20 protein-coding genes are annotated in these 22,919 nt (G+C 71.2%); 5 read left to right on the top strand and 15 right to left on the bottom strand.

Annotation, left to right across the window (positions count from 1 at the left end; genetic code table 11):
• Positions 1 to 20 precede the first annotated feature (20 nt).
• Complete coding sequence (locus HLK59_RS17510) at positions 21 to 470, bottom strand: GNAT family N-acetyltransferase (protein WP_171142373.1); 450 nt, start codon at positions 468 to 470, stop codon at positions 21 to 23.
• Between the two features lie 140 nt (positions 471 to 610).
• Between HLK59_RS17510 and HLK59_RS17505 the strand changes: the two genes are divergently transcribed.
• On the top strand, positions 611 to 1,630 hold the full coding sequence (locus HLK59_RS17505) for a lytic polysaccharide monooxygenase (protein WP_171142372.1): 1,020 nt from the start codon (positions 611 to 613) through the stop codon (positions 1,628 to 1,630).
• Positions 1,631 to 1,690: 60 nt separating this feature from the next.
• Here HLK59_RS17505 and HLK59_RS17500 read toward each other — a convergent pair whose 3' ends face one another.
• Entirely contained in the window at positions 1,691 to 2,551 is an 861-nt protein-coding gene (locus HLK59_RS17500) for an alpha/beta fold hydrolase (protein ID WP_171142371.1), read from the bottom strand.
• A 173-nt stretch (positions 2,552 to 2,724) separates the two neighbouring features.
• Positions 2,725 to 3,171 (bottom strand): MarR family winged helix-turn-helix transcriptional regulator, encoded by a 447-nt coding sequence (locus tag HLK59_RS17495; protein ID WP_171142370.1) that lies wholly within the window; start codon positions 3,169 to 3,171, stop codon positions 2,725 to 2,727.
• A 97-nt stretch (positions 3,172 to 3,268) separates the two neighbouring features.
• Between HLK59_RS17495 and HLK59_RS17490 the strand changes: the two genes are divergently transcribed.
• Positions 3,269 to 3,643, top strand: coding sequence for a cupin domain-containing protein (locus tag HLK59_RS17490; protein ID WP_171142369.1), 375 nt, complete (start codon positions 3,269 to 3,271; stop codon positions 3,641 to 3,643).
• Here the strand turns inward: HLK59_RS17490 and HLK59_RS17485 are convergent.
• Genes HLK59_RS17485 through dnaE form a run of 3 tightly spaced genes read right to left on the bottom strand, consistent with a single transcriptional unit; the run spans position 3,621 to position 9,078 of the window.
• Positions 3,621 to 4,670 (bottom strand): NADAR family protein, encoded by a 1,050-nt coding sequence (locus HLK59_RS17485; protein WP_171142368.1) that lies wholly within the window; start codon positions 4,668 to 4,670, stop codon positions 3,621 to 3,623. The two genes, HLK59_RS17490 and HLK59_RS17485, sit on opposite strands and share 23 nt — an antisense overlap.
• A 14-nt stretch (positions 4,671 to 4,684) precedes the next feature.
• Entirely contained in the window at positions 4,685 to 5,653 is a 969-nt protein-coding gene (locus HLK59_RS17480) for a hypothetical protein (protein ID WP_171142367.1), read from the bottom strand.
• On the bottom strand, positions 5,650 to 9,078 hold the full coding sequence (gene dnaE, locus HLK59_RS17475) for a DNA polymerase III subunit alpha (protein ID WP_171142366.1): 3,429 nt from the start codon (positions 9,076 to 9,078) through the stop codon (positions 5,650 to 5,652). Before dnaE ends, HLK59_RS17480 begins: the two co-directional genes overlap by 4 nt.
• Before the next feature lie 133 nt (positions 9,079 to 9,211).
• On the opposite strand from dnaE, the gene HLK59_RS17470 reads away from it, so the two are divergent.
• Positions 9,212 to 10,258, top strand: coding sequence for a DUF3533 domain-containing protein (locus HLK59_RS17470; RefSeq protein WP_171142365.1), 1,047 nt, complete (start codon positions 9,212 to 9,214; stop codon positions 10,256 to 10,258).
• A gap of 171 nt (positions 10,259 to 10,429) precedes the next feature.
• Here HLK59_RS17470 and HLK59_RS17465 read toward each other — a convergent pair whose 3' ends face one another.
• Positions 10,430 to 11,512 (bottom strand): S1 family peptidase, encoded by a 1,083-nt coding sequence (locus tag HLK59_RS17465; protein WP_171142364.1) that lies wholly within the window; start codon positions 11,510 to 11,512, stop codon positions 10,430 to 10,432.
• A 233-nt stretch (positions 11,513 to 11,745) separates the two neighbouring features.
• Positions 11,746 to 12,603: a slipin family protein gene (locus tag HLK59_RS17460; protein ID WP_171142363.1), complete on the bottom strand. Its 858-nt coding sequence runs from the start codon at positions 12,601 to 12,603 to the stop codon at positions 11,746 to 11,748.
• Between the two features lie 89 nt (positions 12,604 to 12,692).
• Between HLK59_RS17460 and HLK59_RS17455 the strand changes: the two genes are divergently transcribed.
• Complete coding sequence (locus HLK59_RS17455) at positions 12,693 to 13,562, top strand: alpha/beta hydrolase (protein ID WP_346779750.1); 870 nt, start codon at positions 12,693 to 12,695, stop codon at positions 13,560 to 13,562.
• Here HLK59_RS17455 and HLK59_RS17450 read toward each other — a convergent pair.
• From HLK59_RS17450 to HLK59_RS17420, 7 genes are all read right to left on the bottom strand, one after another.
• Positions 13,557 to 14,213, bottom strand: coding sequence for a hypothetical protein (locus HLK59_RS17450; RefSeq protein WP_171142361.1), 657 nt, complete (start codon positions 14,211 to 14,213; stop codon positions 13,557 to 13,559). The two genes, HLK59_RS17455 and HLK59_RS17450, sit on opposite strands and share 6 nt — an antisense overlap.
• A gap of 108 nt (positions 14,214 to 14,321) precedes the next feature.
• The gene (locus HLK59_RS17445; RefSeq protein WP_171142360.1) at positions 14,322 to 15,230 is read right to left on the bottom strand and encodes an alpha-lytic protease prodomain-containing protein; all 909 of its coding nucleotides are present in this window, start codon (positions 15,228 to 15,230) and stop codon (positions 14,322 to 14,324) included.
• Positions 15,231 to 15,437: 207 nt separating this feature from the next.
• Positions 15,438 to 16,223 carry a DUF1684 domain-containing protein gene (locus HLK59_RS17440; RefSeq protein ID WP_171142359.1) on the bottom strand — a complete coding sequence of 262 codons (786 nt, stop codon included), beginning with the start codon at positions 16,221 to 16,223 and terminating at the stop codon, positions 15,438 to 15,440.
• A gap of 4 nt (positions 16,224 to 16,227) precedes the next feature.
• Complete coding sequence (locus HLK59_RS17435) at positions 16,228 to 17,571, bottom strand: NtaA/DmoA family FMN-dependent monooxygenase (protein ID WP_171142358.1); 1,344 nt, start codon at positions 17,569 to 17,571, stop codon at positions 16,228 to 16,230.
• On the bottom strand, positions 17,568 to 18,623 hold the full coding sequence (locus HLK59_RS17430) for an LLM class flavin-dependent oxidoreductase (RefSeq protein WP_171142357.1): 1,056 nt from the start codon (positions 18,621 to 18,623) through the stop codon (positions 17,568 to 17,570). Before HLK59_RS17430 ends, HLK59_RS17435 begins: the two co-directional genes overlap by 4 nt.
• Before the next feature lie 146 nt (positions 18,624 to 18,769).
• On the bottom strand, positions 18,770 to 20,557 hold the full coding sequence (locus HLK59_RS17425) for an FAD/NAD(P)-binding domain-containing protein (RefSeq protein ID WP_171142356.1): 1,788 nt from the start codon (positions 20,555 to 20,557) through the stop codon (positions 18,770 to 18,772).
• Positions 20,558 to 20,989: 432 nt separating this feature from the next.
• Positions 20,990 to 22,168: a DUF5685 family protein gene (locus HLK59_RS17420; RefSeq protein WP_171142355.1), complete on the bottom strand. Its 1,179-nt coding sequence runs from the start codon at positions 22,166 to 22,168 to the stop codon at positions 20,990 to 20,992.
• 290 nt (positions 22,169 to 22,458) lie between these two features.
• Here HLK59_RS17420 and HLK59_RS17415 point away from each other — a divergent pair, with 290 nt between their 5' ends.
• Entirely contained in the window at positions 22,459 to 22,899 is a 441-nt protein-coding gene (locus HLK59_RS17415; RefSeq protein WP_164428030.1) for a cell division protein SepF, read from the top strand.
• Positions 22,900 to 22,919: the final 20 nt, after the last annotated feature.

Genomic DNA, 22,919 nt, shown 5'->3' with positions numbered 1-22,919 from the left:
GACCCGGCGTACGAGACGCGTCAGTCCAGTCGCTTGCGGTAGTGGACGCGGTCGTAAGGCCCGTCCACGCGCCGTTCCACAATCTCGTATCCGTACCGCGGATAGATCTTCTGGTTCTCCCACATCATCGCGTTGGTGTAGAGCCTGACCTCGGCCAGACCGAGCGCACGCGCGTGTGCCTCGACGAACCGCAGCAGCCGTCCGCCCAGGCCCTCGCCGTGGGCGTCGGGGTGGACGGCGATGCTGTCGAGGTACAGATGGTCCGCGTGCTCCTCGACGACCACCAGCCCGACCACGGGCTCCCCCGTCACGAACACCCGCCCGGCGGCCACGTTCGCCGCGTGGTCCGCCTCCATGGGCTGCGGCACCACCCCGATGCGCTCGATGTAGTGCTCGTAGGCCGCGTCGGTCACGGCCTTCACGGCGGGCACGTCGGCGGTCGTGGCGGGGCGGATCTCCTCGTTCGTCATGGCCGCACGCTATCTACCTGATCTCAGTCTCAGCACTCCCTTAAGCGAGCCATAAAGATCGTCAGCGACCCTCCCTGGCTGGGGATTTCACGGTTTCTTGGTTCCGGCACCCCTCAACACCGGTTCCGAGGAGATCTCCCATGCCCGCACGCCGCAAGGCCGCCGCCGTCGCCGCCGTCGGTATCGCCCCGCTCGCCCTCACCGCGCTGGCGGCCGCGCCCGCGTCGGCGCACGGCACGATGGGTGATCCGGTCAGCCGGGTCGCGCAGTGCTACGCGGAGGGTCCCGAGAGCCCCAGGTCCGCCGCGTGCAAGGCGGCGGTCGCGGCCGGCGGTACGCAGGCGCTGTACGACTGGAACGGCATCCGCATCGGTGACGCGAACGGACAGCACCGGTCGCTGATCCCGGACGGCAAGCTGTGCAGCGCGAACAGCGACGAGTTCAAGGGCCTCGACCTGGCCCGCGCGGACTGGCCGACGACGAGCGTCAGCAGTGGCCCGTACACCTTCAAGTACCGTGTCACCGCCCCGCACAAGGGCACCTTCAAGGTGTACATCACCAAGGCGGGCTACGACCCGACGCAGCCGCTGGCCTGGGACGACCTGGACCTGGACAACCCGGTGGCGACGGCCACCGACCCGACCGCGACGGGCGGCCACTACACGTTCTCCGGCACCCTTCCGCAGCGCTCCGGCGCACAGCTGCTGTACGGGATCTGGCAGCGCTCGGACAGTCCGGAGGCGTTCTACTCCTGCTCGGACGTGACGTTCGCGGGCGGCGGCGGCTCTTCCGGGTCCGGCTCGGGGAGCAGCGCGTCCCCGGCGCCGAGCGCCTCGGCCCCTTCCGAGGAGCAGATCGAGGAGGGCGAGGACGAGTCGACGGTCGAGCACGGCGGCCATGGTGACCAGGACGCCGGGACCTCCGCGGAGCCGACCGCGACGGAGTCGGAGACCGCCGCCGCTTCCGCTTCCGCTTCCACTCCCACTCCTGCGAACGAGGTGAAGGCGGACGGTGCCGCGGAGGACCTCGCCGAGACCGGTGGCGACAGCAGCACGGCGTATGTCGCCATGGGTGGCGCGGCCGTCCTCGCGATGGGCGCGGCGATCCTCTTCGGGTCGGTCCGCCGGCGCGCGGTGAGCGGTGGCCGGAACGGCCGCTGAGACCACCACGGGGGGCGGGGGCTGTCCGGCGGCTCAGGCCGGACAGCCCCCGATCGTTCGTCAGCCGAGGACGGACGCACAGGTGGTCGGGGTGGCGTGCGCGGGGTCGAGCGCGTTGGTGACCTCGTGGAAGGCGATCAGGTCGAACAGTCCGATCGCCGCGTGTTCGGAGAGGTCGAGCGGGCACAGGTCCTGGATCACGACGTTGTTGACGCCGGCTCCGCTGAGGAACTGGCTCCGGTACGGCGTGACCACCTCGTCGTACTTGGTGGCGAGGACGGTGTACTTCACGCCGGGGACGGTGTCGCCGCCCTCGTTGAGCTTGGTGAGGAAGGGCGATCCGGCGACCTGGTCGGCGAGGGCCGGGGTGCTCGTCGAGAGCAGGTCACCGGCTCCGGGGAAGTAGTCCAGCAGTTGGGTGAGGCCGTTCAGCGTGGTGCCGTGGTTGCTGGGCGCGATGCCGACGAGGGCGTCCACCTTCGCGGCTCCGCCGAGGAACTTGAGGTAGTAGCGGGGCATCATGCCGCCCTGCGAGTGGCCGACGAGGTCGGTCTCGGCGGCGCCGGTCGAGCCGAGCACCTTGTCGACGAAGGTGGACAGCTGCTCGGCCGACTTGTCGATGGGGCCCAGTCCGTAGAAGACGGGGACGCCGGACAGCTGGCCGTAGTCGAAGGAGTAGACGCAGTACCCGCGGTTCTTCAGGTACGGCGCGAGGCCCAGCCAGTTGTCGACGGAGTTGGCGAAGGTGCCGTGCACGAGGACGACGGGGTGGGGGTGGGCGGTGGACGGCTTGCAGGAGAAGTCGTTCCAGCCGCTGCTCGGAGCGGCGGCGGCATGGGCGGTGGTGGCGGGGACGATGGCGACCGTGGCGGTCAGCAGCAGCGCGGTAAGGGGTCTGAGCAGGCGTTTCCAGGGCAGCATCGTGTGATCTCCTTGCGGCTCAAGGGAGTTGCGACGGCCTTACGCCCTGTGATCCGGATCACGAGGATGCTGTTCTCTTTCGCAAGTTACGGACGAGTAGTTCAGTTGTGAAGTTACGCGTCAGTAAAAACTTGCAGCGCTAGCAATGGGCGAGCGGGACTACAGATGAACCGTCACCAGGCGGGCCTGATGGGACCATAGGGGGCGATACGCATCAATTGGGCGCACAACGCGCGCACTTCACCCTCACCGAGGACATCGACCCACCCCTGCACGGCCTCCGCGGCCGCCTCCTCCGCCGCGCGCGTACAGGCCCACCCTCGTTCCGTCAGCACGACCAGCCGGGCCCGCGCGTCGCCGGGATGCGCCCGCCGTTCGACGTACCCCTTGCGCACCAGCTCGTCGACGAGCTGACTGGCCGCCTGCTTGGTCACTCCGAGGTGCGCGGCGACGGCGGTGACGGTGGCGCCGTCCCGCGAGATCAGGGTGAAGGCGAAGCCGTGCGCGGGCCTGAGGTCCTCGAACCCCCGGGCGACGACACCGGCGTGGATGCGCTGGGTCAGCTCACCGGCGGCGGCGAGCAGGGCGGCGGTCACGGCCATGGCCTCGGAGTTCTGCACGGGTGCATTGAAACACCCTTGACGAATTGGTCAAGCGGCTTGACCATGGGGCCATATAGTCAACCTGCTTGACCATGTGTCGATACGGAGGCCCGCCATGCCCGTCATCCGCTCGTCCGAAGCCGTCACCCACGAGATCCACGGTGCCCGCTTCGTCTCGTACGCCACTCCCCTCACCGGCAGCAAGGAGCTGTGCGCCTGGCGCGGCGAGATCCCGGCGGGGACGAAGGCTCCCGCTCACACGGTCAACCGTGAGGAGATCTTCCATCTCCTCGACGGCGAACTCCTGATCACTCTCGACGACGAGACCTGTCGCGTCACGGCGGGTGACACCCTGATCATCAACCCCGGCGCGACCCTCAGCGTCGAGAACCCGACCGACCGGACCGCGATCTCCTGGGTCACCACGTCCATCGGCCTGGAGGCGACCCTGGCCGACGGCACGGTCATCACTCCGCCGTGGGCCAACTGAGCTCGGAGCGGACCAACTCCAGCAGCCGGCCGATCCAGTTGCGGCCGCCGCGGGAGCCGGCGTCCCGCCAGTAGGGGGACTCCTCGTGGCCGGTGTAGCTGATCGTCGCGCTTCCGGTGGCGAGGAGGATCTCGGCGAGGTCGGGGTGCTGGGTGAACTTCGCGCGCAGGAGACCGGCCATGACGGCGAGCCGTACGTCGGGCCAGTCGTCGCCCTGGTGGCTCTCGGCCAGGGCCCAGTAGCCGTCGTGCACCGAGGGGTAGGTGACACCGGCGTAGTGGATCTCGGCGGGGTAGTCGTTGCGCAGCACGAAGAGGTCGAGCCGCTCGGGCCAGCCGGCGGGGTAGATCGTGTGGTGCAGGACGACAGGCGGCGGACCGGCCTCGACCGGGTCGTCCGCGTACACCGGCTTCGGCCGCTCCGTGACTCCGTGGTCGTACCGGTCGAAGTACTCCAGGATCTCCCGGTGCCGCTCCTCGGTCACCATCGGACCGTCGCCGTCCGCGGGCTCCCCCACGTCGGTGACCAGCATCCGCAGCGGACGGTCCTGCGCCTCCATGTCGCCGAGGAGGAAGATGCGCACATGCGCCGGAACTGCGAGGTACGCCTCGCGGAGCAGTACCCGGTGGGGTTCGGTGGGCTCCTGCCGGTAGCGCCGGATCGCCTCGTGGCAGCGCTGCGCGGTCGTCGGCCTGCCGCTCAACTCCTCGATGCGGTCCGCCACTTCGAGGAGGAAGCTGTCCGCGGTGCACGGTTCGGGCCACCGGGACCACCACTTGGACGGCTGCTCGGGAGGCGGCGGAGCCTGGGGGTCCCGCACCGCGAGGAGCCCATCGGCCAGCCGACGCTCCAGTCCCTCCAGATCGGTCGGCTCGCGCCTCTCGCACTCGATCGCGCCGTCCGCGTACACGACGAGGTCGTGCACGTGGTACGCACCACCCGGCCGGTGCCGGCGCCACACATGGCACCAGGCCCCTTCGATCCGCTCCCCGTCCACCGTCCGATACGTCGGCCCCCGCCATGTCATGCGCGCACCCTACGTCATGCCGCCAGCGCCCCCGGCATCACCGCGTGCGGTCCGAACCTGGCCCGCACGCGGTCCGCGACCTCCTCGACACGGCGGAGCTTCTCGTCGGCGGGGTCGAAGGTGAGCTGGTGGGAGGCCTGTTCGGCGGGGCCGAGGCTCTCGGCGCGCAGGGACAGCGAGCGGACCCGGGCGCGCTGGAGGCCGAGCGCCTCGTACATCCCGTAGGCCGTCCTGGTCAGCGCGGCCGAGTGCGCGGTGGGTTCCTTGAGGGTGCGGGTGCGGGTCGTCGAGGAACGGTCGGCGTAGCGGACGGTGAGGGCGAGGGCGCCGCAGACCTTGTCCAGGGCACGCAGTCGGGCGCCCAGTTCGTCGGCGGCCGAGAGCAGGGCGCGGCGATGCCGGTCCGCGTCCAACTCGTCGCGGGTGAAGGGACGTTCGGTGGCCAAGGAGCGGGAGATCGCGTTCGGGACCACCCGGCCGCGGTCGACTCCGCCCGCCTTCTCCCGCAGTTCGCGGCCGACCCGCGCACCCACCAGGCGCTGGAGCGTGGACAGGGGGGCGGCGGCGACCCGGCCGAGGGTGTCGAGACCGTACTCGCACAGGGTGCGGGCGGTGGCCGTGCCGACGCCGGGGAGCGCGCCGACGGGTTTCTCGGCGAGGAAGTCCACGCTCTCCTCCTCGGTCACCGCGCGGGTCAGTCCGGGCCGCGCGTCCGTCATCGCCATCCGGGCCAGCATCCGGCCCGGCCCCGCGCCGATCACGCAGTCGACCCCGTACAGCGCGAGGGCACGGACCCGGATCACCGAGGCCAGTTCGACGGCGTCCCGCCCGAAGTACCGTTCGGCGCCCCGCAGATCGGCCAGTGCCGCGTCCGGTGGCAGCGCCTCGACGACCGGTGTGAACTCCTCCAGCAGCCCGAGCAGGCCCGGCAGGGCCGCCTCGCCCGTCGGCGGCAGCTGGAAACGTACGCAGAGGATGGTCATCCCGCACTCCCCGGACTCTGGTGCCACAACTTCCGTACCTGTGAGGGCTCTTGACCCGCAGGTCGCAGATCCGCCCACGGATGCATTTCGTATCCCGTCGGCATTTGGATTCGCCGGCCGCCGGTCGGATCTCCACTCGTCCCACCGGCCCCTTGCGGCACGGGCTCCGCCAGTCGGGCGGAGACCGCGTCGAGGCCGTGCCCGGCGCGCAGTTCGACCAGTTCGGCGAGGTTCCAGGCGGCCGCGCCCACCACGCTGAGGCTGCGCGGGCCACGGCGCTGCACCACCCCGCGCACCAGCAGCAGCCAGGAGTGGAAGACGGTGTGGGCGCAGGCGTCGTGCGAGTCGTCGAAGAAGGCGAGGTCGACCAGGCCGGTGCCGTCGTCCAGGGTGGTGAAGACGACCCGCTTGCCGGACCGGATCGGCGGCGTCTGGGTGGCCGCCTTGGCGCCCGCGACGAGGACCGTCTCACCGTGCCGTGTGTCCCGCAGCCGCCGTGCGTCGACCACGCCCAGTTCCTCCAGGAACTCCCGGTGGTCGTCCATCAGGTTGCGGGAGGCGTCCATCGACAGCACGCCCAGCTCGGCGCTGAGCTTCTCGGCGGAGGACAGGTCCGGGAGTCCGGCGGGCGCGGTCCTCCGTCCGCCGGCCATGGGGAGTTGGCCACCGCCCGCGCCTCGCGCTCCCCGGTGCAGCTCGGTCAAGTGCAGTTGCAGGTCACGCCGGTTGGCGCCGAAGGAGTCCAACGCCCCGACCTGGGCCAGCCTTTGCGCGAGCGGCCGGCTCGGCCGGGCCCGCTCCCAGAAGTCCAGCAGCGAGGCGTACGGCTGCCCGTCCGCGATCCGTGCCGCCTCGGCCTCGCTGATGCCGTACACGTCGGAGAGGGCGAGCCGCAGCCCCCACACCACCGGGGATTCAGACACCAGTTCGATACGGTGGGCGACCGCCGACCTGTTCACGTCCAACGGCAGGATCGGCACCCCACGCCGTCGCGCGTCCGCCAGCAGCAGCCGCTTCGGATACATCCCGGGGTCGTGCGTGAGCAGTCCCGCGTAGAAGGCCGCCGGGTGGTGCGCCTTCAGCCACGCCGACTGGTACGTCGGTACGGCGAAGGCGACCGCGTGCGCCTTGCAGAAGCCGTACGACCCGAAGGCCTCGATGATCTCCCAGGTCCGCTGAATCGTTTCCGCGGAGTACCCCTTCACCGCCGCGTGCTGCGCGAACCAGAACCGGATCCGCCCCTGCGACTCCGGGTCGGACAGCCCGCGCCGCACCCGGTCCGCCTCGTCACGGCCGCAGCCGGTCATGATGTCGACGATGTCGATGATCTGCTCGTGGAAGACGACGACCCCGTACGTCCCCTTCAGCGGCTCCTCCAGATCCGGGTGCGGATATCTGATGGGTGCCCGTCCGTGCTGTGCCTCGATGAACGGCCGCACCATGTCGGCGGCGACCGGACCTGGCCGGAACAGCGAGATGTCGACGACGAGGTCGTGGAAGGTGGCCGGCTGGAGCCGCCCGACGAGGTCCCGCTGCCCCGGCGACTCGATCTGGAAGCAGCCCAACGTCTCGGTGGACCGGATGAGTCGGTACGTCGCCGGGTCACCCGGTGGCACGGCGTCCAGGTCGACCCGCTCCCCCGTCGCCCGCTCCACCTCCGCGACCGCGTGCGCCATCGCCGACTGCATCCGCACGCCCAGCACATCGAGCTTGAGCAGCCCGAGGTCCTCGACGTCGTCCTTGTCGAACTGCGACATGGGGAAGCCCTCGCCGCTGGTCGGCATGACCGGCGTACGGGCGAGGAGGGACGCGTCGGAGAGGAGCACCCCGCACGGGTGCATGGCGACTCCGCGCGGGAGGGCGTCGAGGGCCTCGGTCAGCTCCCAGAGCCGCCCGTACCGGTCCATCTCCCCCGCGAGCTCCTTGAGTTCGGGCAGCTCCTCCAGTGCCGCGCGGGCGTCCCGGGCCCTGATGTGCGGGAACGACTTGGCGATGCGGTCGATGTCGGCGGGGTCCATGGACAGGGCCGCGCCCACGTCCCGGATCGCGTGCCGCACCCGGTACGTCTCCGGCATCGCGACCGTCGCCACCCGCTCGGTGCCGAACCGGCCGATGATCGCGCGGTAGACCTCCAGGCGACGGGCGGACTCCACGTCGATGTCGATGTCGGGCAGCACCAGCCGGCGTCTGGACAGGAACCGCTCCATCAGCAGCCCGTGTTCGACCGGATCGGCGTGGGCGATGCCGAGGAGGTGGTTGACCAGGGAGCCGGCACCGGAGCCACGCGCGGCCACTCTGATGCCCATGCCCTTCACGTCGTCCACGACTTGAGCGACCGTCAGGAAGTAGGAGGCGTAGCCGTGGTGGGCGATGATGTCCAGTTCGCGGTGCATCCGCTCCCAGTAGTCGCGCCGGTCGGCGTACCCCTTCAGCACCATCCCCGCCGCCGCCCGTGAGGCGAGCGTCCGCTGGGCGGTGCGGCGGCCCGCACCGACCAGGTGCGGTTCGGGGAAGTGGACGGTGCCGATGCCGAGGTCGTCCTCGGGGTCGACCAGGCACTCGGCGGCCGTCGCCCGGGTCTGCTCCAGCAGACGGTGGGCGGTGTCGCGCCGGAAGCCCGCGGCCTCCACGATCCGCTCGGCCGCCGTCAGCATCGCGGACGCGTCCTTGAGCCAGGCCTCGCCGGAGTCCAGTTCCTTCGTCGGGTCGACGGGGACCAGGCGGCGGGCGGCGTCCAGGACGTCGGCGACCGGGCCCTGGCCGGGGTCGGCGTAGCGGACGGCATTGCTGAGCACGGGACGCACCCGCTGTTCGGCGGCGAAGCCGACGGTGCGGGCGGCCAGGCGCAGGGAGCCGGGCCCGGTGCCCTCGCGGCCGTGCCAGACGGCCTCCAGCCTGAGGGCGTCGCCGTAGGTCTCGCGCCAGGGGGCCAGGAGCCGGGCCGCCCGGTCGGGGCGTCCGGCGGCGAGGGCGCGGCCGACGTCGGAGGCGGGGCCGAGCAGGACGGTCAGACCGTCCCCCTCGTTCTCGGCCCAGGGCAGCAGGGGCACATCGTTCTCTCCCGCGTGGACCGCCGTGACGAGCCGGCACAGGTCGGCCCAGCCGTGGGCGCCGTCCCGGGCGAGGAAGGTGACACGGGGTGTCGACTCGTCGATGAAGGCACCTCCGCGCACGGGCGCGCGGCGCCGCTCCCGCCGTACGGGCGCGTGTTCCTCCACCGCCAGCTCCGCACCGAACACCGGTCGCACCCCTGCCTTCGCGCAGGCCTTGGCGAAGCGGACCGTGCCCGCGAGGGTGTCGCGGTCGGTGAGGGCGAGGGCGTCCATGCCCCGCTCGGAGGCGCGCTCGGCCAGCCGCTCCGGGTGGGAGGCGCCGTAGCGCAGGGAGAACCCGGAGGCGGTGTGCAGATGCGTGAACCCTGGCACCCGCGCCTCCATTATCGAACATCAGTTCCCAACAGCCCCACCCCCACCATACCCCCAATCCCGAACATCTGTACGACAACCGTTCGGCCGCCTCCCACCTGCGGAAACGTCCCTCACCTCGGACTGTGGGGACATGACACAGAACGGCACCCAGAACGGCTTCCTCGCCGAGGTCAAAGACGCGGTCACCCCGCGCGCCACGCTACTCGTCCTCGGAGTGATCGCCCTCCAGCTGCTGTTCATCGCCTCCTACGTGGGGGCGCTGCACAATCCGAAGCCGAAGGACGTGCCGTTCGGGGTGGCCGCGCCACGGGCCGTCGCCGCGCAGGCGGTGGCCCGGATGGAGAAGCTGCCCGGCTCGCCCCTGGACCCGCGCGCGGTGGCCGACGAGGCGACCGCCCGGAAGCAGATCATGAACCGGGACATCGACGGGGCGCTGGTCATCGACCCGGCCGGGACGACCGACACGCTCCTCGTCGCGAGCGGTGGCGGCACCGTCCTCGCCACCACTCTGGAGAAGTACCTCACCGCCCTGGAGGCCCCCCAGCGGCGGAGCCTCAAGACGGTGGACGTGGCCCCGGCCTCGTCCCAGGACTTCGACGGGCTCTCGGCCTTCTACCTGGTCGTCGGCTGGTGCGTCGGCGGCTATCTGTGCGCCTCGATCCTGGCGATCAGCACCGGCGCCCGTCCCGCCAACCCGCGCCGCGCGGTGATCCGGCTGGTCGTGATGGCGCTGGTGTCGATCGTCGGCGGACTGGGCGGCGCGGTGATCGTGGGGCCGATCCTGGACGCCCTGCCGGGCAGCGTGCCGGCCCTCTGGGGACTCGGCGCGCTGGTCACCTTCGCGGTGGGGGCGGCGACCCTCGCCCTCCAGGCGATCTTCGGGATCGTCGGCATCGGCGTCGCGATCCTGCTCGTGGTGATCGCGGGCAACCCGAGCGCGGGCGGGGCCTTCCCGCTGCCGATGCTGCCGCCGTTCTGGCGGGCGATCGGCCCGGCGCTGCCACCGGGCGCGGGGACCTGGGCGGCCCGCTCGATCGCCTACTTCAAGGGCAACGACACGACCGCCGCCCTGCTGGTGCTGTCGGCATGGGCGGCGGCCGGGATCGCGATCACACTGGGGGCGGCGGGACTGCGCAAGAAGCGCGAGGACGAACCGCTGCCGACTCGGACGCCGTAGCACGCCCGGGTGGCCGTCGGCAGGAGACCGCCACGAGCCGGCCCGCGTCCGCCGACGGCGCTCCACCCCCGCGAAGGCCACCGCAGGGGCCCCGTACCCGGCCACGAAACCCGCACAGGTGGTGCGGGCGGGAAGCCGAATCCCGCCCGCACCACCACGAACCACGAACCGTCAGCCGATCGACGTCCCCGTGGCCGCCAACGCCTCGCTCACCGGCTGGAAGAACGTCTCCCCGCCGGAGGTGCAGTCACCGCTGCCACCCGAGGTGAGCCCGATCGCGCTGCTCCCGGAGAACAGCGAGCCACCGCTGTCCCCGGGCTCGGCGCAGACGTCCGTCTGGATCAGCCCGTTGACGATGTCGCCGTTCCCGTAGTTCACGGTCGCGTCCAGCCCCGTGACCTTCCCGGAGTGCACCTGTGTCGTGGAGCCGCTGCGTGTGACCGACTGCCCGACCGTCGCCTCCGCGGCCCCGGTGATCGCCTGCGCGGACCCGTCGTAGAGGTTCACCTCGCTCGGGTGGTCGACCTCGGCGGTGTACTTGACCAGCCCGTAGTCGTTGTCCGGGAAGCTGGACACCTCGTTCGTGCCGATCTCGGTCCCGCTCGAGTCCGACCAGGTGGAGATGGACTCGGTGCAGTGCCCGGCGGTGAGGAAGTACGGCTGACCGCCCTTGACCACGTTGAAGCCGAGCGAGCACCGCCCGCCGCCACCGGTGATCGCGTCACCACCCGCGACGAAGGGCTTGAACTCCCCCTTCGTGCGCTGGAGTTCGGCCGTGGCGCCGAGCCCGTCGACGACCTTCGTGAGCTTGGCCCACTCCGTGTCGGAGACCGTGCGGTCGGCGGTGACGACCACCTTGTTGGTGGTCGGGTCGGTCGCCCAGGACGTACCCGGGATCGTCGCGTCCTGCTGGAGCGTGGAGCGGGCGCCCTTCAGCTCGGCGAGGGAGTTCGCCACGACCCGCGCCTTGGCGCCGGCCGCCTCGACGGTGTCGGCGGCGGTCTCGCTGAGGACGTTCACGACGAGGTTCCTGGTCTTCGCGTCGTAGTACGTTCCCGCCGCCGCGGTCCCGAGGTCCTCGCCGAGGGCCGAGGCGAGCTTTCCGGCCGCGGCGACCGAGAGGGCCTGGGGCTCGGCGGTCTTCGTGGGCTCACTGGCGTTCGCAGTCTGGAAGGTGATGCCCGCGGCGACGAGTGCGGCGATTCCCGCACCTGCCAGGGCCGCCCGCCGCCTGGGTATGCGTCGGTGCTTCAACTCGCGTCCTCCTGTGGGGGGTCGGCCCGGTCGGTTGTGGGGACCTCGCGGGCCGGAAGGCTGGTTGACGAGCCCTTACTCTTCCGAACCCGGCGGGGAGCGCACAAGGTTGAGTTCCGGACGCGCGTAGAACGCGGTTGCACGCCCCCCAGATATTGACGGTACACAGTCACGCCAGGCGAGTTCGCAGTGCAAACACTACGTGCGGGTAACCAATGAGCAGCCTGTGAGGTCTAGTCCTGTCCTGAAATCGACCCCTCCTGGCCGGGATCCAAGCGGGGCGCGGGAGACGGAAGTTGCTCCTGCACCGGTTGCTGCACAGCACCGGGCGCCGGCTGCGCCCTCTCCAGGAACCGCAGCAGCTCCACCGGGAAGGGCAGCACCAGCGTCGAGTTCTTCTCGGCCGCCACCGCCACCACCGTCTGGAGCAACCGCAGTTGCAGCGCGGCCGGCTGCTCGGACATCTCCTTGGCCGCCTCGGCGAGCTTCTTCGACGCCTGGAGTTCGGCGTCCGCGTTGATGACCCGGGCCCGCCGCTCCCGGTCGGCCTCCGCCTGCCGGGCCATGGAGCGCTTCATGGTCTCGGGCAGGGAGACGTCCTTGATCTCGACCCGGTCGATGGTGACGCCCCACTCCACGGCGGGGCTGTCGATCATCAACTCCAGTCCCTGGTTGAGCTTCTCGCGGTCGGACAGCAGATCGTCCAGCTCGCTCTTGCCGATGATGGACCGGAGCGAGGTCTGGGCCATCTGCGCGACCGCGAACCGGTAGTCCTCCACCCGGACGATCGCCTCGGCCGGCGCGGTCACCTTGAAGTAGACGACCGCGTCCACCCGCACCGTGACGTTGTCCCGGGTGATGCCCTCCTGCCCGGGCACCGGCATCGTCACGATCTGCATGTTGACCTTCCGGAGCTTGTCGATGCCCGGAACGATCATCGTGAACCCCGGCCCGCGCACTTCGGAGCGGAGCTTGCCCAGCCGGAAGACCACGCCCCGCTCGTACTGTTTGACGACCCTCGCCGCCGCCATCACGTACACCGCTCCGGCGGACGCGAGTACAGCTCCCGCCGCCACCAGCTCCTCGACCATGACGGCCCCCAGGGTCCGAATCAGGCGCTCAAGGTGTGTACTTCGACGGTAACTCCGCGATGTACACGATGGGGAGACGGAGGACACAGGTGCTCGACGGCATACAGACGCGCGACGGCAGGTGGCTGACGGTCGAGGAGTACGGCGACCGGGACGGCACACCGGTGGTGCTGCTGCACGGCACCCCGGGCTGCCGGACCGGGGTCGTGCCCGACGACGTGGTCAAGGCACACCCCTGGGTGCGGTTCATCGCCTACGACCGTCCCGGCTACGCGGACTCGGACCGCCACCCCGGACGCCGGGTCGCCGACGCGGCCCGGGACGTGGCGGACCTGGCCGACGCCCTGGGGCTGGAGAGGTTCTCCGTCCTCGGCCGCTCGGGCGGCGCCCCGCACGCCCTGGCCTGTGCGGCGCTGCTGCCCGCCCGGGTACGGCGGGCGGCGGCCCTGGTGTCACCGGCGCCGCCGGACGCGCGGGAGCTGAGCTGGTTCGACGGCATGGCGGCCTCCAACGTCGAGGACTACACCCTGGCACTGACCGACACACTCGCCTTCGCGGAGCGGCTCGCCTCCCGTGCCGCCGCCATCCGCCAGGACCCCGCCCAGCTGCTCGTGACCATCCGCGACGGGCTCACCGACGCCGACCGGCGGATCGTCTCCCAGCCGGCCGTCGGCGACATGCTGCTGCGCAACTACCGCGAGGCGCTGCGCACTTCGGCGTACGGCTGGCTCGACGACGCCCTCGCCCTGCTGAGCCACTGGGGCTTCGACCCGGCGGACATCACACGGCCGGTCCTGCTGTGGCACGGCGCCCAGGACCGGTTCTCCCCCGTGGGCCACTTCGAGTGGCTCCTGGACCGCGTCCCGCGCGCCCGTCCCGTCCTGGACCCGGACGCCGGCCACTTCGGGGCGATCGAGGCACTGCCCGCCGTACTGGACTGGCTGTGCCCGGCGTCATGATCCGGGGCGTTCGTTGCGGGCTCCCCGCATGAGGTCCATGACCCGCTCGTGGCTGTCGCCCACGGCGTCGGTGACCCGCAGCCGCAGGCGCAGCTGGTCGATCTCGTCGACGAAGCGCCGGCCGTAGGTTCCCGCCCGCATCCCTCCGGCGCCCAACGGGAAGCCGGGGCCGGTCAGTTGGAGGTAGTAGTCCTTGCCCGCCACAAGACCGTGGTCGGCGAGCGCCCGGATCAGCCCGGCGTGGTCGGTCCACTCGCCGGCCTCGCCGCCGCGCGGCACGAAGCAGTAGTGCGTCTCCTCCACCACCGCGTGCTGCGAGCCGCCGTTCACCACGTCCACCCGCCAGCCCGGTTCGTCCGGGCCGAGGTCACCGACGGTCCAGGCGGAGCTCCAGCCCATCGCCGGGCGTACGGTCCGCGCGTACTGGGCCCGTCCGAACACCGCCGCGAGCGCCACCGCGAGCAGGGCGCCGAGCGGGTTCATGTCCATGAGCCGCAGCCGCCAGGGCCACTGCCGGGCCAGATCGCCGGTGATGTTCGACCGCACGATCTCCCACAGGAGCACCAGCGTCAGCAGGATCAGCAGCACCAGCGGTGCCACGAACAGCAACGGGCTGCGGCGTATGCGCCGTTGCCGGTCGTCGAACTCCAACCCGCTGTCCTCTCCCCCGTGTTGCCGCCGACAATAGCGAGCCCCCGCACGGCAGACGCGTGCGGGGGCTCACCACAGGTACCGGCTGCGATGCGGGCCGGTCCGGGACTAGAAGACGCTGACGCCGTACGCGCTCAGGGCCTCGGTGACCGGCTGGAAGAAGGTCGTACCGCCGGAGGAGCAGTTGCCGCTGCCGCCGGAGGTCAGACCGTAGGCGACACCGCCGTTGGAGTAGAGCGGGCCGCCGGAGTCGCCGGGCTCGGCGCAGACCGTGGTCTGGATCATGCCGTAGACGACGTCGCCGCCACCGTAGTTGACGGTCGCGTTCAGAGCGGTGACCCGACCGCTGTGGGTACCGGTGGTCGAGCCGCGCCGGTAGACCGTCGTGCCCACGGAGGGCGTGGCGGCGCTGGTGATGTCGACGCTGCCGACGGTGCCCGAGATCGAGGACGTCGGGTAGCTGGTCGAGTACCGGACGATGCCGTAGTCGTTGGTCGGGAAGCTGGACCCGGCGGTGGCGCCGAGCAGCGACGTGCGACCGGAGTTGGACCACCAGTTGCCCGCGCCGTCGGTGCAGTGACCGGCGGTCAGGAAGTAGTAGGTGCTGCCGCTGCGGACGTTGAAGCCCAGGGAGCAACGCCAGCTACTCGCATAGATTGCGTCGCCGCCGGAGATCAGCTTGTTGAACTTGCCCGGGGTCCGCTTGATCGTCAGCGCGTCGGCGTTGGCGCCGGCCTGCCGCTTGATCTTGGCGATCTCCGCCTTGGAGACCGTGCTGTCGACGGTGACGACGACACGGTTGGTCTTGCTGTCGACCGCCCAGGCGGTGCCCGGGATGTCGGCCTTGAGCACCGAACCGCTGGCGCTCTTGAGCTCGTTGGTGCTGAAGGTGGTCACGTCCGAGGCGTTCGCGTTGGGGATCGCGATCGCGGCGGCGGCCACGAGTCCGGTGGAGACGGCGATCAGCCGGGTCCGTCTCGTGATGCCGCTGCGGGGGGTGGTGCGCTTGATCCTCACTTTTCGTTCCCTCCCAGGGAGGTAGGGGGCCCGCGTGGGGTCGGGGCCCGTGAGGCGCAGCCGGAGGCACGGATGTCCGGATTCCGAACACGCCGTGCCCCTGACAAGCGCTGTGGGGGAGTATTCGGCCGAACGACCGGTAGCCGCAAGGGCGCCTTTCGGCCGTCAACCTTTGAACCACCCATGGGTTCCCCAAGAGTTGACCACTTATCGGAGAAGGGCGCGCTCCCCCGCCTCGACGGCGACATCCAGCGTATTGCCCGGCGGCGGGAAGGGGCAGATGAAGTGGTCGGCGAACGCGCACGGCGGAAGCAGGGCACGGTTGAGGTCGACCGTCGTGCGCCCCTCGGCGTCGGGTGCGGCGGGCCGCAGGAACCGGAAGCGGTGGCTGCTCGACCCGCTCGTCACATCGCCGAAAACCGCCCACAGCGATCCGTCCGCCTCGACCGTCACCTGGAGCGTGAGCTCCTGTCCGTCGAGGGTGAACGCCAGCTCTCCGCCCAGCCCGAGCCCGCGCCGCCGTCCGTCCGCGTTCTCCACGCGGAGGCTGCGCGGTGCGTCGTACGGCGTGAAGCGCCCCGGCACCGACCAGCGCGGCTCGTAGGGCGTGGCCGCGATACCGCGGAACGCGCGCCGCGCCTCGGAGCCGGGGTCGAAGTCCCGTACGCCCCAGACCCCTTCGCGCACCAGCACGACCAGCCGCCGCTCGCCGTACGCGACCCGGCTCGCGTCCGTCGGTCCGAGGTCGGCGGCGAGCCGTACCGCACCGCCGAAGGGCCGGCCGTCGACGGTCAGCCCGTCCTCCTCGGCGGCCCTCAGCACCACCGCGTCCCCCTCGGCCGACCAGGTCCCGGGGGTACCGGGAAGCCGTCCGTCCGGGTGGTCCTCCAGCCAGTGCGTGCCGGTGAGCGAGAGCGGCCCGTAGGGCGCGGAGACCGCTTCGACGCGGTCCTCGTGCCATTGCTTCCACGCGTCGAACGCGTCCGAAGTCATGTGATCAACCCTTCCATATCGGTTCGGAGAGCCCGAGGTGGGAGCGGAGCGTGGCGCCCCGGTACTCCGTGCGGAACACCCCGCGCTCCTGGAGCAGCGGCACCACCCGGTCCACGAACTCGTCGAGTCCGGACGGGGTGAGATGCGGTACGAGGACGAAGCCGTCGGCGGCGTCGAGCCGCACGAACTCGTCGAGCTCGGCGGCGACCGCCTGCGGGGTCCCGATGAAGGACTGCCGCCCGCCCGCCTCGATCACGGTCTCCCGGATGGACAGCCCCTTCTCCTTCGACAGCGCCCGCCATTTCTCGGCGATCTCCAGGGTGTTCCCGCGCCGGGTCCGCCCCCGGGTGAGTGCCGGCTCGGCCACCGGGTCGATCTCGGGCAGCGGACCGTCCGGGTCGTACGAGGAGAGGTCGACGCCCCAGATCTGCTCCAGTGTGAGGATCGCGGTCTGCGGTGAGGTCTGCTGCCGGCGGATCTCGGCGGCCTTCTCCCGCGCCTCCGCGGCGGTGTCACCGAGGACGACACCGACACCGGGCATGATCTTCAGGTCCTCGGCGCTACGGCCGTACTTCGCCAGGCGCCGCTTCACATCGGCGTAGAAGGCGCGACCGCCCTCCAGCGAGCTCTGCCGCGTGCTGTGTCTACCTGGGGGATAACCCCCAGACCCCCAGCCGGAAAAAACCACATCGGCCGTGCCGGCGGCGAACTCCCGCCCCTCGTCCGAGTCCCCGGCCTGGATGACGACCGGATGCCCCTGCGGTGAGCGCGGCACCGTGAACTCGCCGGCGATGTCGAAGTGCCGCCCGCGGTGGGCGAACGGCCGGGACAGTCCGTCCGGCGTCCACGAGTCCCACAACTCCCGTGCGGTGGCGACGAACTCGGCGGCCCGTGAATACCGGTCGGCCCGGTCGAGGAACCCGCCGCGGCGGAAGTTCTCCCCGGTGAAGGCGTCGGAGGAGGTCACCACGTTCCAGGCGGCCCGGCCCCCGCTGAGATGGTCCAGGGTGGCGAGTCTGCGGGCGAGTTCGTACGGCTCGTTGAAGGTCGCGTTGACGGTGGCGGCGAGCCCCAGACGCTCCGTGACGGCGGCGAGCGCGTTGAGCACGGTGAGCGACTCCGGGCGCCCGACCACGTCCAGGTCGTGGACACGGCCCTTGTGCTCGCGCAGCCGCAGCCCCTCGGCGAGGAAGAAGAAGTCGAAGAGACCGCGTTCGGCCGTGCGGGCCAGGTGCTCGAAGGAGGAGAACTCGATCTGGGACCGCGAGCGCGGATCGGCCCAGACGGTGGCGTTGTTGACGCCCGGGAAGTGCGCCGCGAGATGGATCTGTTTGCGGCCTGTGGTCATGACGCTCCCCCTGTCACGGCGTACTGGTTGGCGGGCTTGGCCAGACCCAGGTGGTCCCGGAGCGTGCTGCCCGGGTAGAAGGTGCGGAACAGACCGCGGTGCTGGAGCAGCGCCACCGTGCCGTTGACGAGCCGCTCCAGGTCACGGCGTGGTTCGGCGGGCGTGAGGTGGAAGCCGTCGACGGCGCCCTCCCCGCGCCAGGAGGTGATCAGGTCCGCGAGGTCGACGGGACCGCCGCGGTACAGCGGGCCCTGCGCGGTCTGCCGGGGGCCGCCCCCGCCGTGGCCCGGCTCGGCCGCGTGCTCCCCGTCGCCGAGGTCGACGACGAGACTCGCGAGGACCCGCGGTTCGCCGGGGCCGCGGCCGAACCGCACGGCGGTGGCGCGCAGTTGGTCCCGTACGGCCCGGGCGTGCGCGGCGCTCACGGACCGTACGAGGGCCACGTCCGCGTACCGCGCGGCGATGTCCCGGGCCTGGCCCTCGGAGGCGTCGACCACCCGGACCGGACGGCCCTGCGGAGGGCGCGGCACGATCGAGGGGCCCCGCACCGAGAACTCCGTGCCCTCGAAGTCGACGTGGTGCAGCTTGTCCCGGTCGATGAAACGGCCGGTCGGCTCGTCCCGTATCTCGGCGTCGTCCTCCCAGCTGTCCCACAACCTCGCCGCCACGTCGGCCACTTCGCCGGCCTCCTGCCACAGCGCGTCGGCGGGGGCGGCGTGCCGGCGGCCGAAGAGGCGGGCCTCGCCCTCGGTGGTCGACACGTCGAGCCGCCAGCCGGCCCGGCCCCGGCTGACCCAGTCGAGGGTCGCGACGGCCGCCTGGACGTGGAAGGGCTCGGTGTGGGTGGTCGTGACGGTCGGGACGAGACCGATCCGGCTGGTGGCCGGGGCCACCCGGGACAGGACGGCGAGCGCGTCGAGCCCGGGGCGGGCGAAGGTGTCGTCCAGCGTCACGAAGTCGAGGACACCGTGTTCGGCGAGCCGCGCCAGTTCGACGTAGGAGCCGGCGTCATGGGCCGACCGCTGGTCGACGGCGGCGGAGAGATGCAGCATCACAGCGCCTTCGGGAGAAACGCCCGCGTGCGGTCGGGCCGCGGGTTGTCCGGCGGGCCGGTCGGCGGGCCCTGTTCGACGGTCACCATGACGCTCATCGCGGGAAGTCCTTGGAGTAGAAGGTGTCTTGAGTGGCCGGCGGTGTCTCAGGCGACCGCGCGCCCGGCATGGGAGGCGAGGAACTCCAGTGCCGCCCGGGCCGTCGCGTCGTTCTGCCGGAACGCCGGGCCGCCGGTGCGGGGCCGGGTGAAGGCGCCGGGGGTACGGCCGTCGGTGAAGGGGCCGAGCGCGAAGCGCCGGGGATGCGGACGGCCGGCCCGGTCCAGGATCCGCCCGTCGCCGGGGTCCACCCGGAGCAGTCCGTCCGGGGTCTCGGCGGCCCCGTCCTCCTGGAGCTCGCGCAGCAGGGCGTCGCGGGCCCGCCCGACCGTGGGTTCGGGCAGCCGTGCCTCGACCAGCGCGCGCGTCTCGACGGAGAATCCGGGCAGACTCGCGCTCGTGGCCCGGAAGACACCGTCCCGCGCGGCCACCGAGACGTCCGCGCCGAGAAACCTGACGACACCGGCCCGCGAGAGAGCCTGCAACTGCCGCAGCCGGGGTCCGGGCGGCCCCGAGGCCAGATAGCTGAAGAAGCCGTGCCACCAGGGCCCGGTGCCTCCGAGCCGGATCAACTGGCCGTAGACGGAGAGCAGTCCGAGGAAGACCGACAGGTCCTGGCTGTACGAAGGGTCGTGCCGTCTGTCCAGATCCTGCTCGACATATCCCCGCAGCCCCTCCTGGAGCTCCTCGAACGACCCGTACCGCACGCCCTCCAGCGGCCGGTCCAGCGCGTCCAGGTCCGATCGGTCGGCGGGATCGGGCACGGCGGCCTCCACCAGTGCCTGGATGTCCGTGCGGCTGCCGACCGCGTACTTCTCCTCGAAGTCGGCCCAGGACATCGTGGTCCGCTCCCCGTGCGCCGTGAACAGCCGGTGGTAGTGCGCGAACCCCAGCTCCTTCTCCACCAGCGGCCACACGTCCCGCCCGAAGTCGAACCCCGCCGGCCGAGCGAGCAGTTCGTCGACCTCGGCGGGTCCGAAGAACCGGGGCAGCGGCGGCCGTTCACCGGTCCAGTCGTAGCCGATCTTCGAGTGGTACGGCACTCCGCGCCGCGATCCGACGTACAGCACCGGCTCCCGTCCGGACGGCACGTAGGTGTCGCCCTCGTAGCGCCCGCCTCTCCCCTCCGTGAGCAGCACCATCAGGTCGACGAAGGCGAGCCCGAAGCCGCGGACGAGGACGTGGGAGCCGGGCGTGAGTGCGGACAGGTCGCTGTCGGCGGTGAAGTCGGGCGGGAGGTGGACGAGGCCGTGCTCCGCCGCGTAGGCCGCCAACGACTGCTGCTCGTCGTCGAGTTCGGCGTCGAGATGGCCGAGCGCCAGGACCACGAGGTCGGCGAGGAGCGGGCGCGGGCGGCCCTCCAGCCACACCTGCTGACGTCCCTCGCACGGTCCGCTGACCCGCAGGGCGCGCCGCGGATGGTGGTGCACCCGCACCGACGGAGGCAGTGCGGCCACCGCCTGCTCGTGCACCCAGCGCAGATAGCCGCCCTGGAGCTGCCGGTCCGCGAAGGTGGTGCCGTCGATGCCGGCCCACTCGTGCAGTGTGGGTCCCGAACGCACCGGTCCGGCCATGTCCACCGTCTCGTCGGTGAACATCGTGACGTCCTCGGCGTGCGAGTTCATCCACAGCAGCGGCGACTGCGCCGCCCGCCAGATGCGCCCGGCACCCGGTGTGTGCGGGTCGACGAGATGGATGTCGAGGCCGGAGCCGTCGTACAGCTCAGGTGCGTTGGCCGCGATCCGCTCGATGAGACCGGACCCCCGCGGCCCGGCACCGACGATCACCAGGGAGTGCCGGGTACGGCGTTGTGGGACGAGGGTGTCGGAGGACATGTGAAGGCTCCGTGGCAGCAAGTCGTTCGAACTCGGACGAATGCCTTCACACCAGCGCGCCGCGCGGCGCGGATCGCGGCCGAGCCCCTCAGCAGGGCCGCCCCTTGAGACTACGGGGGCGTTTCCCCTCACTGTCAAGGCTGTCCATACTGTGAGCTGTACGTCTCAAGTCAGTTGACGCACAACCGGATGCCTGTTCCACTTACCCCATGTATTCGCAGCAGTGGCTGGTCAAGCGCTCCCACATCGACCTCGGTCGAGTGTGGTCCTGTTCCTGTTGAGCTGACCCCCTGCGCGCCCTGATTCCCGGGTGCCCTTTCGTCTTCTCCTCCTTCGCCTTCACACGCGCCTCCCCTCATCTCGCGTTTCCTTATCGCCCCCTTTGTCCTGAATCACTGACGGCCAGCCCCCCGAAGGGGCCCCTACGGCGAATCAGCAACCGCAGTCGCACCCGCAATCGCACCCGTCACAGCAGTTCCCACAGCAGTCGCCGCACTCGCAGCAGTCACAGCAATCGCCGCAGTCGCACTGGCTGCACAACCCCTCCCGGCGCTGCCGCGTCCACGGGTCCTCGAACTCCCCGCAGCACATCTGGCACGTGCAGGCCAGCCCCAGCCACACGGCACACCCCGCGAGCAGCCCCCGCCGGTCCCGGCGAGGCGGTTCCGGGGGCGGCGGGATCCCCGGACCACCCGGCCCGGGAGGCGCGTAAGGGTGCGACAGCTCGGCCGGCTCGCCCGCGTGCCCGCAGGACGACGTGCCGAAGACCCGGTCCACGGACGTCCGCAGCTCGTGCACCAGCAGCACATGCGCCAGCTTCCGATCACCGAATTCGGCTTCCCGCAGCGCGAGCCGTATCCCGTGCACGGCATCGTCCGCGAGCCGCCGCGCCTCCGCCAGGGACGTCCCGGTGGCCGTCAGCGGATTCCACGCCCCCGACGCGGCGTCGGCCTCCCGGTCCTCCACGGCGTCCAGCAGATGCGCGAGCCGCCCGAAGAGCCGCCCCGCCTCGGCGAGCGGCCCGGCGTTGCCCGGCCGCCCGGCGAGGACCGCGGTGTGCGCGAAGGCGGCCGCGGTGGCCGTCTCGGTCGGTTCGGTGACGGTCAGGATCGGCGTCCCGAGCCCGGCCAGCGTCTCGATGCCGAGCTGCCGGTCCACCGCGTCGACGAGCACCGCGGTGTCGAACCCGACCGCGGACCCGCTACGGGCCCCCGCCGCACCCCAGCTCGACGCGACCCGGCGGGCGGCGAGCGCCATCGGCCGGCGGGCCAGCAGCCCGTCGCCGTCGGCGACATGGTCACGGACCTTCGCGGACGCGAGCACCAGCGAGACGGCGGCCGAGAGCCGTGCGCCCTCGCCGTCGGCCACGGACGCGGTGCGCATTCCGCGCAACAGGCAGGGGCCCGCCGTACGCCGTGAAGAGCCCCTGCTCTGGGTGGCCTGAGCATCCGTCAGAACGGATATCAGCAAGCCGTCGTAGTTGGTGACGATGCGCGCGAACTGCCCGTGGTCCTTGCGCAGTGCGAGACACAGCCCGCACAAATGCGCCATCCACTGGGTCTTGAGACTTTCACCGAGCCGATGGCGGCAGGGCCTGACGATTCCGAACACGACGATCCCCCGTGGTCAGTGCGACGTTGAGCGGCGGCATCGTATCCACCCCGTCGTTCACCCGTACGCCCCGCCCGTCACCCATACGCCGCGAAGAATCATATTTCACTCACAGTCAGCAGCCGTATGGGGAACGGGCCTTGTGAATCCCGGGCTCTCGACGAATGCGCTGTGCACCAGTACCGTCACAAACCCCCCGCGCGGCGTCTATCCACATGGCGCGTCATCCGCATCATGGATGACGATAGGGATACGTAAAGCGAGAAAGACCGCTGTGAGAGGAGGCGTCCATGGGATCGGTGCGCAAGGCGAGTGCCTGGCTGGGCCTCGTTGACGACAACGATGACGAGCGTTACTACGACGACGACGGCTACTCCGAAGGAACCGAGCCCGGGGATGCCTGGGTCACCGACCCGCGGGTCAAGGTGGCCTCGGACGTCGCCGAGGAGAAGGGCCGTCGCATCGGCACGGTCACTCCGGACAGCTTCCGGGACGCGCGCGCCATCGGCGAGCTCTTCCGGGACGGGGTGCCCGTCATCATGAACCTCACCGCGATGGAGGCCGGCGACGCCAAGCGGGTCGTCGACTTCGCGGCCGGACTGATCTTCGGGCTGCGCGGTTCCATCGAGCGCGTGTCCACACGCGTGTTCCTGCTGACCCCCGCCAACACGGAGATCGTGAACGGCGACCCGGCGCAGCACCGCACGGACGGCTTCTTCAACCAGAGCTGAGGCAGGGCCGCTCACCGGCC

This window comes from Streptomyces sp. S3(2020), assembly GCF_013044505.1.
GTDB lineage: Bacteria > Actinomycetota > Actinomycetes > Streptomycetales > Streptomycetaceae > Streptomyces.
The sequence above is the reverse complement of the archived record's forward strand: the minus strand, read 5'-3'. Positions and strand labels throughout refer to the sequence as shown.